This is a genomic window from Klebsiella sp. PK18, assembly GCF_057784655.1.
In genome coordinates this window covers 326,038-340,361 of the sequence record NZ_CM173493.1, presented here as the reverse complement: position 1 = coordinate 340,361, position 14,324 = coordinate 326,038, and the positions used below count along the sequence as shown (strand labels likewise).

Annotated in this window: 14 protein-coding genes; 1 reads left to right on the top strand and 13 read right to left on the bottom strand. The window is 57.7% G+C overall.

The window, feature by feature from the left end; all coding sequences use genetic code 11:
* From ugpE to livK, 10 genes are all read right to left on the bottom strand, one after another.
* Window positions 1–846 carry a sn-glycerol-3-phosphate ABC transporter permease UgpE gene (ugpE, locus tag AC3EMD_RS01590; RefSeq protein WP_008806976.1) on the bottom strand — a complete coding sequence of 282 codons (846 nt, stop codon included), beginning with the start codon at window positions 844–846 and terminating at the stop codon, window positions 1–3.
* Window positions 843–1,730 (bottom strand): sn-glycerol-3-phosphate ABC transporter permease UgpA, encoded by an 888-nt coding sequence (ugpA, locus tag AC3EMD_RS01585; RefSeq protein ID WP_302073904.1) that lies wholly within the window; start codon window positions 1,728–1,730, stop codon window positions 843–845. The genes ugpE and ugpA overlap by 4 nt, the downstream gene beginning before the upstream one ends.
* A 106-nt stretch (window positions 1,731–1,836) precedes the next feature.
* Entirely contained in the window at window positions 1,837–3,153 is a 1,317-nt protein-coding gene (gene ugpB / locus AC3EMD_RS01580; protein ID WP_008806974.1) for a sn-glycerol-3-phosphate ABC transporter substrate-binding protein UgpB, read from the bottom strand.
* Between the two features lie 291 nt (window positions 3,154–3,444).
* Window positions 3,445–3,813, bottom strand: a complete 369-nt coding sequence (locus AC3EMD_RS01575) for a type II toxin-antitoxin system death-on-curing family toxin (RefSeq protein WP_012967118.1) — start codon at window positions 3,811–3,813, stop codon at window positions 3,445–3,447.
* Window positions 3,810–4,031: a type II toxin-antitoxin system Phd/YefM family antitoxin gene (locus AC3EMD_RS01570; RefSeq protein ID WP_032731361.1), complete on the bottom strand. Its 222-nt coding sequence runs from the start codon at window positions 4,029–4,031 to the stop codon at window positions 3,810–3,812. The genes AC3EMD_RS01575 and AC3EMD_RS01570 overlap by 4 nt, the downstream gene beginning before the upstream one ends.
* 163 nt (window positions 4,032–4,194) lie before the next feature.
* Window positions 4,195–4,908, bottom strand: coding sequence for a high-affinity branched-chain amino acid ABC transporter ATP-binding protein LivF (gene livF, locus AC3EMD_RS01565; protein WP_004145133.1), 714 nt, complete (start codon window positions 4,906–4,908; stop codon window positions 4,195–4,197).
* 1 nt (window position 4,909) lies between these two features.
* Window positions 4,910–5,677, bottom strand: a complete 768-nt coding sequence (gene livG / locus AC3EMD_RS01560; protein ID WP_008806972.1) for a high-affinity branched-chain amino acid ABC transporter ATP-binding protein LivG — start codon at window positions 5,675–5,677, stop codon at window positions 4,910–4,912.
* Window positions 5,674–6,951 carry a branched chain amino acid ABC transporter permease LivM gene (livM, locus tag AC3EMD_RS01555; RefSeq protein WP_008806971.1) on the bottom strand — a complete coding sequence of 426 codons (1,278 nt, stop codon included), beginning with the start codon at window positions 6,949–6,951 and terminating at the stop codon, window positions 5,674–5,676. The genes livG and livM overlap by 4 nt, the downstream gene beginning before the upstream one ends.
* Window positions 6,948–7,874: a high-affinity branched-chain amino acid ABC transporter permease LivH gene (gene livH, locus AC3EMD_RS01550; RefSeq protein ID WP_012540389.1), complete on the bottom strand. Its 927-nt coding sequence runs from the start codon at window positions 7,872–7,874 to the stop codon at window positions 6,948–6,950. Before livH ends, livM begins: the two co-directional genes overlap by 4 nt.
* A gap of 61 nt (window positions 7,875–7,935) precedes the next feature.
* Window positions 7,936–9,045, bottom strand: coding sequence for a high-affinity branched-chain amino acid ABC transporter substrate-binding protein LivK (gene livK, locus AC3EMD_RS01545; RefSeq protein ID WP_002920808.1), 1,110 nt, complete (start codon window positions 9,043–9,045; stop codon window positions 7,936–7,938).
* A 423-nt stretch (window positions 9,046–9,468) separates the two neighbouring features.
* On the opposite strand from livK, the gene panM reads away from it, so the two are divergent.
* On the top strand, window positions 9,469–9,852 hold the full coding sequence (gene panM, locus AC3EMD_RS01540) for an aspartate 1-decarboxylase autocleavage activator PanM (RefSeq protein WP_012540387.1): 384 nt from the start codon (window positions 9,469–9,471) through the stop codon (window positions 9,850–9,852).
* 394 nt (window positions 9,853–10,246) lie between these two features.
* On the opposite strand, the gene livJ is transcribed toward panM, so the two are convergent.
* The 3 genes from livJ to AC3EMD_RS01525 all read right to left on the bottom strand — a co-directional run bounded on the left by livJ (window position 10,247) and on the right by AC3EMD_RS01525 (window position 14,265).
* Complete coding sequence (gene livJ, locus AC3EMD_RS01535; RefSeq protein ID WP_002920812.1) at window positions 10,247–11,350, bottom strand: branched chain amino acid ABC transporter substrate-binding protein LivJ; 1,104 nt, start codon at window positions 11,348–11,350, stop codon at window positions 10,247–10,249.
* Window positions 11,351–11,607: 257 nt separating this feature from the next.
* Entirely contained in the window at window positions 11,608–12,852 is a 1,245-nt protein-coding gene (locus tag AC3EMD_RS01530) for an aromatic amino acid transport family protein (RefSeq protein ID WP_008806968.1), read from the bottom strand.
* A gap of 147 nt (window positions 12,853–12,999) precedes the next feature.
* Window positions 13,000–14,265 (bottom strand): 4-aminobutyrate--2-oxoglutarate transaminase, encoded by a 1,266-nt coding sequence (locus AC3EMD_RS01525; protein WP_012967115.1) that lies wholly within the window; start codon window positions 14,263–14,265, stop codon window positions 13,000–13,002.
* Window positions 14,266–14,324: the final 59 nt, after the last annotated feature.

The window sequence follows — 14,324 nt, the reverse complement described above, 5'->3', positions numbered from 1 at the left end:
TTATTTCTCACTATCGACCAGGCCACGCACAAAGGCGCGCTGCATGGCTAAAACGATGACAACCGGCGGGATCAGGGTCAGCAGCATCGCCGCCATCACCTGATTCCACTGGGTAGTACCTTCGCCGGTGGCGATCATGCCTTTGATACCGGCGACGGCGGTGCCAAGATTCACATCCTGAATAATCAGCAGCGGCCACAGATATTGGTTCCAGCCGTAGATAAAGGTGATGACGAACAGCGCCGCAAGATTGGTTTTCGACAGCGGCAGCACGATGTCGCGGAAAAAACGCATCGGCGAAGCGCCATCAATACGAGCCGCTTCAATCAGTTCGTCCGGCAGGGTCATAAAGAACTGGCGGAACAGGAAGGTGGCGGTGGCCGAAGCCATCAACGGCAGCGTTAACCCGGCGTAGCTGTCGAGCATGTTGAGGTTAGCGATGACCTCCACCGTCGGGAAAATCCGCACCTCAACGGGCAGCATCAGGGTGATAAAGATCATCCAGAAGAACAGGTTACGCAGCGGAAAGCGGAACCAGACGATGGCGAACGCCGAAAGCATCGACACCACGATTTTGCCGACCGTAATGGCGAATGCCATGATGAAACTGTTGAGCATCATCAGCCAGAACGGCGCGCTGTTGACGCCGACGCCGTTCACCCAGATGGTCTTCATGTTCTCCAGCAGATGGCCGCCGGGGATCAGGGTCATCGGCGTTTCAAACACCGATTGGTTATCCAGCGTCGCCGCCACGAAGGCGACGTACAGCGGGAATAAAATGACGGCAATACCCAGAATGAGCATGGTGTGGCTGAAAATCGTCAGCCCGCGACGGTTCTCAATCATTGGTAACGCACCTTACTTTCAACGTAACGGAACTGCACCACCGTCAGGATAATAACGAGGAACATCAGCACCACCGACTGCGCGGCGGAAGCGGAAAGATCGAGTCCGGCAAAACCTTCGCGATATATTTTGTAGATTAGGGTGGTGGTGGCCTGCACCGGGCCGCCGGCGGTGGCGGCATCGATCACCGGGAAGGTGTCGAAGAAGGCGTAAACCAGGTTGACCACCAGCAGGAAGAAGCTCACCGGCGCAATCAATGGCAGCGCCAGCTTAAAGAAGCGACGAATGGGCCCGGCGCCGTCAATGGCGGCGGCCTCAACCAGCGAACGCGGGATCGACTGCAGCGCGGCGAAGAAGAACAGGAAGTTGTAGCTTATCTGCTTCCATACCGAGGCGAAGACCACCAGGAACATCGCCTGGCCGCTGTTTTGCGCGTGGTTCCAGTCGTAGCCCAGCTCGCCGAGGAAATGGGTGATCAGCCCGCGCCCGGGGTTAAAAAGGAAGATCCACAGCACCGCCGCGACGGCGGGAGCCACGGCGTACGGCAGCAGCATCAGCGTTTGATAAAAGCGGCTGCCGCGCACCACATAGTCGACCAGCGCGGCAAAAGACAGCGAAACGAGCAGGCCGCTGACAGTCACCAGGGTGCTGAATTTTATAGTGGTCCAGAACGAGTCCAGATAGTACGGGTCGTGGAACAGCGCAACGAAGTTATCCAGGCCGACAAACTGGCTGGAGAGACCAAACGGATCGACGCTCTGCAGCGAGTACCACAGCGCTTCGCCCGCGGGCCAGATAAAGAAAATCAGCGTGATAATCAGCTGCGGCGCGACCAGCACATAGGGCAGCCAGCGCGAGCGGAATACCGGACGGGATGATGACATTGAGATTGGGTTCCTGAACAATGCCGGGAGGCGGCTACGCCTTACCCGGCCTACATAGGGCACATCGTAGGCCCGGTAAGCGCAGCGCCACCGGGCAAGTTACAGATTACGATTTGGTCGCTTGCTCGAAGCGACGCAGCAGTTGATTCCCACGCTGAACAGCGGAATCCAGCGCCTGTTGCGGGGTTTTCTTGCCGGTCCACACGCTCTCCAGCTCTTCATCGACGATGGTGCGGATTTGCGGCATGTTGCCCAGACGCAGGCCTTTGGTGAACGGCAACGGCGGCTTGTTAAGCATCTGGCGGGTGGCGATATCGGCGCCCGGGTTCTTATCATAGAAGCCCTGCTGGCGCGTCAGATCGTAGGCCGCAGTGGTGATCGGCAGATAGCCGGTTTTCTGGTGCCATTCGGCGGCGATTTCCGGTTTGGTCAGGAAGTCGAGGAACTTCGCCACGCCGGTGTAAGTCTCTTTGTCTTTACCCTGCATCACCCACAGGCTGGCCCCGCCGATGATGGCGTTCTGCGGCGCGCCTTTCACGTCGGCATCGTATGGCATCATGCCGACGCCGTAGTTGAATTTGGCGTACTGACGAATATCGGCCAGCGAGCCGGATGACGCGGTAGTGATCGCGCAGTCGCCGTTATAGAACTTCTCGGTGGATTCATCCTTACGCCCGAAATAGCTGAAATCACCCTTCTTGTTCATCTCTTCGAGCAGCGCGATATGCTTCACCTGCTCCGGCTTGTTGAACTCCAGTACCGCGTCGGTGCCGTCAAAACCGTTATTTTTCGTGGCCACCGGCAGGCCGTGCCAGGCGCTGAAGTTTTCAATCTGGATCCAGCCCTGCCAACCGCTGGCGTAGCCGCACTTCATTCCGGCCGCTTTCAGTTTGGCGGTGTAAGCCGCCAGATCCTGCCAGGTCTTCGGCGGCTGCTCCGGATCTAAGCCGGCTTTTTTGAAGGCGTCTTTGTTGTAGTACAGCACCGGCGTAGAGCTGTTAAATGGCTGGGAGAGCAGATGGCCGGTTTTCGAATCGGTGTAATACCCGGATACCGTCGGCACGAACTGCGATTCATCAAACTTGATGCCCGCCTCGCTAAACACCTGGTACACCGGCTTAATGGCTTTTGACGCCATCATGGTGGCGGTGCCGACTTCATACACCTGCAGGATCGCCGGGGCGTTGCCGGTACGGAAAGCGGCGATACCAGCACTCAGGCTCTGTTCATAGTTGCCTTTGTATACCGGAACGATTTTGTAATCAGGATTGGCCGCGTTAAAGCGTTGCGCCAGAGAATCCACTTCTTTACCCAGCTCGCCTTCCATTGAGTGCCAGAATGGGATGGTGGTAACCGCCAGGGCCTGACCGGCAAAAGCCAGGCTCAGCGCCAGTCCTAAAGCTGTATGTCGTAACGATATCATCGGTTATCTCTCTTGTTGTGCCGGATGCGCGATTTCACGCGTTTTATGCTCGCGGGGTAACATGACATGTTCGAATTACAGAAAAATAACTTTTTTATTACAAAAAAAAGATAGTAACGGGTCAAAGAGATGACAAGCCGATGAAAGGACGGGGGAAGTAAAGTGGGAGCTGAGACACGGATAATAGTTGCGCGATCGGCTCCCGGGGTCGGCGCAAGCGCCTCGCCCGGGCTACAACGGCTTGGGTAGCCCGGCCAAGCGAAGCGCCGCCGGGTTGCAACGATTTAACCGTCATCCGCGCAAACGCGCGACAATCTGTTCCAGGGTAAGTTGCCCCGCTGCCGCCTCGACGGTCATGCCGACGAAGTCCGGGTTCGCCGGCAATATAATTCCATTTCGCTTTAAAAAAAGCAGGGTGATAAACAGTGCCGTACGCTTATTACCATCATTAAATATATGACCGCGAGAAATCGCCAGCAGATGCATCGCAGCGAGTCGCCACACGTCTGTCATACCTTCATATTCAATTTTGTTTAGCACCCTATACATTATCGCTTCGGCACGCCCCGGATCGGGCATACCGGCAACGCCAGGCGTGACGCGGAGCAGCCTGTCGTGAAACTGTATTATCTCTTCCGCTGAGATAATCTGCAGCGTCATTTATCCGCAAGCTCCCTGATCTCATCACCATGAACCGCCATAATAGCCGCGAACTCATCATCCATTCTGGCCGCCTGGTAGCGTTCAAATTCTTCTGCACTAATGATGACCGCAGATTTATGCCCACGACGGGTAATGGTCACAGGTATACCTGTCACTGCGCTTTCCAGCACATCGGCCAGATTTTGTCGGGCTTCGCTATAGTTAACCGTTCTCATAAATACCTCCAAAGCTGTACTCTTTTATTGTACAACATACATGTACAAAAAAAGAGCTATCAGGCTCTTTTAAAGGTATTTGTGCGATCGGCTCCCGGGGTCGGCGCAAGCGCCTCGCCCGGGCTACAAACCGGCGAAGTGAACGACGCCGGGTTGCGATGAATTAACCGCCGAGATAGGCGCTGCGCACCGCCTCGTTGGCCAGCAGCGCGTCGCCGGTATCCTCCAGCACCACGTGACCGTTTTCCAGTACGTAGCCGCGATCGGCCAGCTTCAGCGCCTGGTTGGCGTTCTGCTCAACCAGGAAGATCGTCATCCCCTGCTCGCGCAGCTGCTCGATGGTGTCGAAAATCTGCTGAATGATAATCGGCGCCAGCCCTAATGAGGGCTCATCAAGCAGCAGCAGGCGCGGCTGGCTCATCAGAGCGCGACCGATCGCCAGCATCTGCTGCTCGCCGCCGGACATAGTGCCGGCGCGCTGAATACGGCGTTCATGCAGACGCGGGAACAGCTCATACACCCATTTGATGCGGGTCTGGAACTGATCGCGGTCGGCAAAGAAACCGCCCATCGCCAGGTTCTCTTCCACCGTCATACGCGAAAAGACGCGCCGCCCTTCCGGGACGATCGCCACCGCTTCACGCATGATTTTCGCCGTCTGCCAGTCGGTAATATCCTTACCGTCAAAGACAATGCGCCCGCTGGAAGCGCGCGGATCGCCGCACAGCGTGCCGAGCAGGGTGGTTTTCCCCGCGCCGTTGGCGCCGATCAGCGTGACGATTTCACCCTGTTTGATATGCAGGCTGACGTTGTGCAGCGCCTGAATCTTGCCGTAGTGGGCGCTGACGTTGTCAAAAGTTAACATCGCGTTTTCCATCTTATGCCTCACCAAGGTATGCGCGGATCACGTCCGGGTTATTACGAATCTCTTCCGGCGTCCCGTTGGCCAGCGGCGTCCCCTGGTTCACGACGTAGATGCGATCGGAAATGCCCATCACCAGCTTCATATCGTGTTCGATAAGCAGGATGGTGGTGTTGTGATGGTTACGCAGCTCGGCGATAAGCTCGTCCAGCTCTTTGGTCTCTTTCGGGTTCAGCCCCGCCGCCGGTTCATCGAGCATAAGAATTTCCGGCTGGGTCACCATGCAGCGGGCAATCTCCAGCCGGCGTTGGTCGCCGTAAGCCAGGTTGCTGGCCTGACGGTTGGCGTGCTCCAGCAAGCCGATACGCTCCAGCCAGGTGGCGGCCCGGTCCAGCGCTTCGCTCTGCGCCCGACGGAAGGCCGGCGTTTTCAGCAGGCCGGAGAAGAGCCCGGTTTTCAGCTGCTGATGTTGCGCCACCAGCAGGTTTTCAATCACCGTCATTTCGCGGAACAGACGCACGTGCTGGAAGGTTCGCACCACCCCCATCCGCGCAATCTGCTGGCCCGGCAGCCCTTCCAGGTGCTGGTCGCGCAGCATAATGGTGCCGCCAGTGGGCTTGTAGAAACCGGTCAGGCAGTTAAAGACGGTGGTCTTCCCGGCGCCGTTGGGGCCGATCAGCGAGACAATCTCGCGCTCTCTGAGCTCCAGCGACACATTGTTGACGGCCAGCAGGCCGCCGAAACGCATCATCAGGCCGCTGACGGATAATAATGGCTGACTCATGCCTGCTCTCCTTTCGCCTGACCGTTTTTCAGCTTCAACTGCACGCGCGTCATTGGCAGAAGCCCCTGCGGACGCCAGATCATCATCAGCACCATCAGGCCGCCGAGCATTAACATGCTGTATTCGTTGAAGTCACGCATCAGCTCGCGCGAGACCACCAGCAGAATAGCCGCCAGGATCACCGCGAACTGCGAGCCCATCCCGCCCAGCACCACGATCGCCAGTACGAAGGCCGACTCAGCGAAGGTGAAGGACTCCGGGCTGACAAAGCCCTGGCGCGCAGCGAACAGCGTCCCGGCGAAGCCAGCAAACGCGGCGCTGATGGTAAAGGCGGTCAGCTTGATGCGCGTCGGGCTCAGGCCCAGCGAACGACAGGCGATCTCATCTTCACGCAGCGCTTCCCACGCCCGCCCCAGCGGCATTCGCAGCAGGCGGTTGATGACGAACAGGCTGAGCACGACCAGCAGCAGCGCCACCAGGTAGAGGAAAATCACCCGGTCGGAGGGATCGTATTTGACGCCGAAGAAGTTGCTGAAGGTATCCCAGCCGCCTTCGCGGGCGGTACGGCTAAATTCGAGGCCAAAGAAAGTCGGTTTCGGGATCTGGCTGATGCCGTTCGGCCCGCCGGTGATCTCGGTATTGTTGAGCAGCAGAATACGCACAATTTCACCGAAGCCTAAGGTCACAATCGCCAGATAGTCGCCGCGCAGACGCAGCACCGGGAAGCCCAGCAGGAAGCCGGCCGCCGCGGAGACCAGGCCAGCCAGCGGCAGACAGGTCCAGAAGCCGAGACCGTAATAGTGGTTCAGCAGCGCGAAGGTATACGCGCCGATGGCGTAGAACCCGCCGTAGCCCAGCACCAGCAGGCCGGAAAGGCCGACCACCACGTTCAGCCCAAGGCCGAGGATGATATAGATCATCGTCAGGGTGGCGATATCCACCGTACCACGCGACACCATAAACGGCCATGCCACGGCGATCACCAGCAGAGCAATCAGGAACAGCTTCTGCTTCACCGTTGAGCCGTCAATCGCCGGCATAATAAACTTCGGCCCGGAGACGTTCTTAACCGCTTTCTGGAACAGCGGCCGCAGCAGCTGGAAGAAAAAGACCACCGCGGTGCCGATAAAGATCCACTGCCAGCGAATATCGGCGGCGGTATCGACCACCAGCTTGGTGCCGTCCAGCTCCAGCTGCACGCCCATAAAAACGCCCGCCAGAATGAAGAACATCACGGCAGACAGCAGCGCCATTGCAATTTGCATCGGTTTCATACTTTTTCCACCTCCGGGCGGCCCAGAATGCCGGTCGGCATCACTAACAGCACCAGAATCAGCAGCGCGAAGGAAACGACGTCCTTATATTCGGTGCTGAGATAGGCAGAAGAGAGCGCCTCGGCAATACCCAGGATCAAGCCGCCGATCATTGCGCCAGGAATACTGCCGATACCGCCGAGCACGGCGGCGGTGAAGGCCTTCATCCCGGCCATAAAGCCGATATAGGGGTTAATCACGCCGTAGAACTGGCCGAGCAGCACACCCGCCACCGCCGCCATCGCTGCGCCGATGACAAAAGTCAGGGCGATGACGCGGTCGGTGTTAATCCCGAGCAGGCTGGCCATTTTCAGGTCTTCGGCACAGGCGCGGCAGGCGCGCCCCATCCGCGAGTAGCGAATGAACAGCGTCAGGGCCAGCATGGCGATAAAGGTCACCACCCAGATCACCAGTTGCATGGTGGTGATCGTCGCGGAGAAGCTGTCGCTGTGGCCGACGATCCACTGGCCGTTAAACAGGCTTGGCAGCGCCACGTCGCGCGACCCCTGGGTCAGGCTGACGTAGTTCTGCAGGAAGATAGACATCCCGATAGCGGAGATCAGCGCAATCAGACGCTTAGAGTTACGCACCGGCCGATAGGCAACGCGCTCGATACTCCAGCCGTAGGCGCTGGCTATCACAATGGCGCCCACGAATCCGGCGGCGACCAGCAGCCAGCTGGTGTCGATGCCCATCATCATCAGCGCGGCGATGATCATGAAGGAGACATAGCTGCCAATCATGTAGACCTCGCCGTGGGCGAAGTTGATCATGCCAATAATGCCATACACCATCGTGTAGCCGATGGCGATCAGCGCATAGGTACTGCCCAGCGTGACGCCGTTAAACATCTGCTGCAGAAAATAGAGAAACTGCTCGGACATAAGGTAACCTTTTTCAAACCGCCCGCGGTTCGCGGGCGGAGGGATAACTCGTCTTCAGCGCTTATTTCGCCGCGCTCGAAGAGCCGTCGGCGTGCCACTGGAAGACACCAAACTCAAATCCCTTCAGATCGCCTTTTTCATCCCAGGTCAGCGGCCCAATCACGGTTTTCGCCCCGTGCGCTTTCAAATCTTTGATTAAATCCAGCGGCTGCTGGCTGCCGGTTCTGTCCATCGCCTGCGCCAGCGACTGAACGGCGGCATAGGTGATCCAGACGTACGGCCCGCTCGGATCTTTCTTCTCCGCTTTCAGCGCGTTGACGATGGCGCTATTGGCAGGGTCCTGATCGTAGCGTTTTGGCATCGTCACCAGCATGCCTTCCGCCGCGGCGCCCGCGATATTGGACAGCGAGGCGTTGCCGACCCCTTCCGGCCCCATAAACACGGTTTTCAGCCCGACGGAGCGCGCCTGGCGCAGCATCTGGCCCATTTCCGGGTAGTAGCCACCGTAGTAGACGAAGTCGATGTTCTCTTTCTTCAGGCGCGCCAGCAGGGCGGAGAAATCTTTTTCCCCCGCGGTGATGCCGTCGAAGAAGACGATATTGGCCCCGGCTTTCTTCAGGTTGTCCTGCACCGAACGCGCCAGCCCTTCGCCGTACTGCTGCTTGTCATGAATGATGGCGATACGCTGCGGTTTCACTTTCTCGACGATATATTTCGCCGCGGTCGGCCCCTGCGAGGAGTCGAGGCCGGCGGTACGCATGATGTACTGGTATCCGCGTTGGGTCAGCTCCGGGTTGGTTGCCCCGGGGGAGATCATCAGGATGCCTTCATCCTCATAGATGTCGGAAGCCGGCTGGGTGGAAGAGGAGCAGAGGTGGCCGATAACGTACTGAATGCCGTCGTTGACGATTTTGTTGGCCACCGCGACCGCTTGCTTCGGATCGCAGGCGTCGTCATATTCGACGGCCACCAGCTTGTCACCCTTAATACCGCCGCTGGCGTTGATGTCTTTAATCGCCTGACGCGCGCCATTGAACTCCATGTCGCCCCACTGGGCCACCGGACCCGACATCGCGCCGACCACGGCGACCTTAATATCCTTGGCCATCGCCGCGTGCGACATCGCTAATGCGACAATGCCCGCGACGATGGTTTTCGCGTTCCTTTTCATGCTGCAGAACCCCGTTCGTGATGTGGTGTAAATGTTTTGTATTTTTATGGTTAAAAAGCATTCTGTGCTTTTATTAAACAACGCCATTTTTACCATTGAGTTTAATGGTTTAGCGCAGCTTTTCACTAAAAAACAGATTAAAATCTCTATTTTTCAGTCGATTAAGCAAAGATAATATTCTGTATTTTGGTGAAGATAAACAAAAAAAAGTCCATCCTGCAGCATAAAATAACGATACATAAGGCGGAATAAAACGCTGCGCATTAGGTTAAAATTCTGCTTATTTTTCGATCCATGACGGATTGCGCTACCCTGACAACGTCAGGAAAACGAATCCCCTGATGTATGCGCAAAAAACAGCGCTCCGCCAGACAGCAATTTTGGGTACACTGGCGCCTCTGTTTTGCACTGGATTTGCCGCCCATGAAACTGACCATTATCCGTTTACAGCACTTCAGCGATCAGGATCGCATCGACCTGGGGAAAATCTGGCCGTCTCAGGATCTGTCGACCCTAACCCTGGACGAGAATCATCGTCTCTACGCCGCCCGCTTTAACGAACGCCTGCTGGGCGCCGTGCGCGTCACCCTGCGCGGCGTCGAAGCCGAGCTCAGCGATCTGTGCGTGCGTGAAGTGACCCGCCGCCGCGGCGTCGGGCAATACTTAGTGGAAGAGACGTTGCGTGATAACCCGGCCATCAATAGCTGGCGCGTCGCCGACCAAGGGGTGGAGGACCGCGGCGTGATGGCCGCATTTATGCAGGCGCTCGGCTTTAGCGCCCAGCAGACCGGTTGGGAAAAGCATTAAGCCGTAGCCCCAATATGCGGAGCATGACCAAGGAAGAACCCGGCGGCGCTTCGCTTAGCCGGGCTACCTGGAAATTGTAGCCCCGGTAAGCGCAGCGCAACCGGGGTCAGACAACGCATCTGCGGCGTGAAAGGCCCCCCCCCCATTTAACCCAGCATTTCGCGTTGCAAAAAGGCGTCAAGACCCGAAATCCCCGGGAGCTTACTCAGTAAGTGACCGGGGTTGAGGGCCGCAGACAACGCATTTGCAGCGTGAAAGGCGCCCCCCATTTAACCCAGCATTTCGCGTTGCAAAAAGGCGTCAAGACCCGAAATCCCCGGGAGCTTACATCAGTAAGTGACCGGGGTTGAGGGACGCAGACAACGCATTTGCAGCGTGAAAGGCGCCGGTTAAATTATTTGGCGTCGGTCGCCGTACCGTTAGCATGCCAGGTAAAGACCCCGAACTCGAAGCCTTTCAGGTCGCCTTTCTGATCCCACGACAGCGGGCCCATCACGGTGTCTACCGTCGCGCCTTTCAGGTATTTAGCGATTTCCGCCGGATCGTCAGACTGATTCAGGCCCGCCTGCAGCGACTGCAGCGCCGCGTAGGTGGTCCACACGAAGGCGCCGCTCGGATCCTGTTTCTTCGCCTTGATCGCATCCACGATCGGTTTGTTCGCCGGCACCTGGTCGTAGTTCTTCGGCTTGGTCACCAGCAGGCCTTCCGCCGACTCGCCGGCGATGTTAGACAGGGAGACGTTCGCTACGCCTTCCGGGCCCATAAACTGGGTTTTCAGACCGGCAGCACGGGCCTGACGCAGGATCTGGCCCATTTCCGGGTGGTAGCCACCGTAGTAAACGAAATCGATATTCTCTTTCTTCAGGCGCGCCACCAGGGTGGAGAAATCTTTCTCACCGGCGGTGATGCCGTCGAAGAAGACCACGTTCGCCCCGCCTTTTTTCAGGCCATCCTGCACCGCACGGGCCAAACCTTCACCGTACTGCTGTTTATCATGTACCACAGCGATACGCTGCGGCTTCACTTTGTCGAGAATGTATTTCGCTGCGGTGGGTCCCTGATCGGAGTCCAGGCCGGTGGTGCGCAGGATCAGCTTATAGCCGCGCGCGGTCAGCTCCGGGGCAGTCGCTGCCGGCGTGATCATCAGAATGCCTTCGTCTTCATAGATGTCAGACGCCGGCTGAGTGGAAGAGGAGCACAGATGGCCAATAACGTACTTGATGCCGTCGTTGACCACTTTGTTGGCGACCGCTACCGCCTGTTTCGGGTCGCAAGCGTCATCATATTTGACGATCTGCAGCTTATTGCCCTTGATGCCGCCCTTAGCGTTGATATCCGCTACCGCCTGCTCGGCACCGGTAAACTCCTGGTCGCCGTACTGAGCCACCGGGCCGGACATCGCCCCGACGACCGCGATTTTGATGTCTTCCGCCAGCGCCGCGCTGCTCATAACTAAGGCAATACATCCTGCCAGTAACGCTTTACCCTTCATATTCATCCTGAGGCTCCCCATTATTATGGTTTTTGCATTTGTTGTGATGTTGTTTGTTAGCGCATTATTTTGTTTATATCGATAGGAAAAGCATATGATAGCTAATCCACCGGGGGCTGCTCGCGCTTTTGCAGCACACTATGCTAAACATACCGTCATTCTGAGGAATTTGAAACGACTAAATTGCGGGCTATGTAACAGATAAGTGACAAATAAAAAAACCGCGCCAGCATGAACCGGACGCGGTGCAAAACAGGCCCTGATTACCAGCCAGCGGGCAGGTAGCCTACCGCGGACGCTATCGCGTAGACGGCGCTGCAAAGATACAACAACACAATGAAGCATTGGATAAGCGGATGGGTCATCCAGGCCGGACAGGTCCAGCCTGGGGTCAGGTCGCCACGCTGGCGGGCGCCCTTCAGCATCAGGATCGGCATAATTGATAAAATGACGCCGCTGAACACTCCGGCAAAATAGAGCGCGTTGACGAAAGAAACCATGCCGCTATAGGCCAGCACGAACGGCGGGATCGCCACCACCAACAGCACCATCAGGCGCCGGGCGGGCTGTTCGTCATTCCCCAGGCGGAACTGATCGAAGATATTGGTCAGAAAGCTGCCGCCCAGCCCCCAGTAAGAGGTCAGCATGGCGCACAGCGCAAACAGGTTGGCCGAGAAGAACGCCCATTCGCCAAGCGCCCGCCCCCAGGAGATGGTGGCCACATCCGAGATATTGTCCAGGCCATTAAGCGAGATAACCGATAGCGGCACCAGCGCCAGCAGGGCAAAGGTCAAAGCCATACCGACCATAATGGCCCTGGGCAATTTTTCCGGTTTGTCGGCGAAGCCCCGCGCCATCTCCGGCACGATATACTGTGCCGAGAAGCAGAATGCCACGACGTTGAAGACCGGAACCATATACAGCCAGTTGCCGTCGAGCAGATAGCCCACGCGGGTGGTCTCTTTCAACAGCGTGGCAATCACCAGCACCGAGATCATCACCACCATGCCGATGCTGATAAATTTCTCGCCGCGGCCGATCGCCTTCAGGCCCAGGTAGAGCACCCCTGCCGCCGGGACGAAAAACAGCACGCTGCCCAGCGCCGGCGAGATGCCAAACAACGAGTGCAACAGCTTGCCGCTGCCGGTCATATAAGCCGTCAATGCGCCGACGCTGTTAACGCAAACGGAGAGGAACATCATCAGCGCGCCAAAACCGCCGACGTAGCGCTTCGATAAACCACTGAGCTGCAGATGTTTACGGGTGCGGAGCGTGGATTCCGCGACATAGAGCATAGTCACCGTCGTCAGGCTGCCCACCAGCACCAGCCAGAACAGCAGCGGTAAGAAGCCCGCTTTGCTCGACGCATAGGCGATAGAGAGGACACCCGCACCGATATTGGTACCGACAATCATCGATACCCCTTCGATGAAGCTCAGAGATTTTGTAGGGACAGCCGTACGTTCCCGGCCGGTGAGGACGGGAGAAAAGGTGGAGTTTTCAGACATAATACTTTCCGTTTTACTCCGGCGGTTTTTACCGCCGGAAAAAAGGTGATATCAGGGTGATAAACCACTCACGCTGAGCATGAACAGCTGGCTGCGGCGTCCTGTTTCTGTTCGGCTTCCGTGCCGCCGCAGCCCGCCGGGGAGACGTTAGCTCTTCAGGATGCGCGCCAGAATATCCAGCGCTTTCGAGAACTGGGCGTCGGGGATAGTCAACGGATACAGGAAGCGGATCACGTTGCCGTAGACGCCACAGCTCAGCAGCAGCAGGCCGTTTTCCTGCGCTTTCTGTTGCACCTGGCGGGTGAACTCCGGCGACGGCTCGCCAGTTTGCGGATCGTTAAACTCCACCGCCACCATCGACCCCCGGCCACGGACATCAACGATCGCCGGGCAGGTAGCGCGCGCCTGGTTGAGCACTTCCTGCAGATGGCTACCCAACTGCTCAGCGCGCTGGCACAGCTGTTCTTCGGCAATGACATCCAGCACCGCGTGCGCCGCGGCCACCGCCAGCGGGTTACCGGCATAGGTTCCGCCCAGCCCGCCTGGGGCTGGCGCATCCATCACCTCGGCGCGACCGACAACGCCCGACAGCGGGAAACCGCCGGCGAGGCTTTTCGCCATCGTCATCAGATCCGGTTTCACCTCATAGTGCTGCATAGCGAACAGCTTGCCGGTGCGGGCGAAACCGGTCTGCACTTCATCAGCGATCAGCAGAATACCGTGGGTATCGCACAGATCGCGCAGCGCCTGCATAAAATCGGCCGGCGCGACGTTAAAGCCGCCTTCCCCCTGGATCGGCTCGAGGATGATGGCCGCTACCTGGTCCGGCGCAATATCCGCTTTGAAAATGCGCTCCAAGCTTTTCAGCGCATCCGCGGTGGTCACGCCGTGCGCCGCATTCGGATAGACACCGTGATACACCGAGCCCGGGAAGGGCCCGAAGCCGATTTTGTAGGGCGCGACCTTACCGGTGAGGGCCATGGTCATAAAGGTACGGCCGTGGAAGCCGCCGCCGAAAGTAATCAGCCCCGGGCGGCCGGTGTAAGCGCGGGCAATTTTCACTGCGTTCTCAACCGCTTCCGCGCCGGTGGTGAAGAAAGCCGTTTTTGCCGGCCCGTCAATTGGCGCCAGATCGTTGATACGCTCCGCCAGCGAAACATAACTTTCGTACGGCACAATCTGATAGGCGGTGTGGGTGAACGCCTGCAGCTGATCGGCGACCGCGGCGACCACTTTCGGATGACGGTGACCGGTATTTAACACGGCGATCCCGGCGGCGAAATCGATCACCTCATTGCCTTCGATATCCCACAGCGTGGCGTTTTCCGCCTTCTCGACAAAGTAGTTACACATTACGCCTACGCCGCGCGGCGTCGCCTGCTGGCGACGTTGATTCAGTTCTGAGCTTTTCACCTGCGAATCTCCTGTCGTGTATGTCACGTTATCGCAACAAATTAGAAACGATGTCGTTT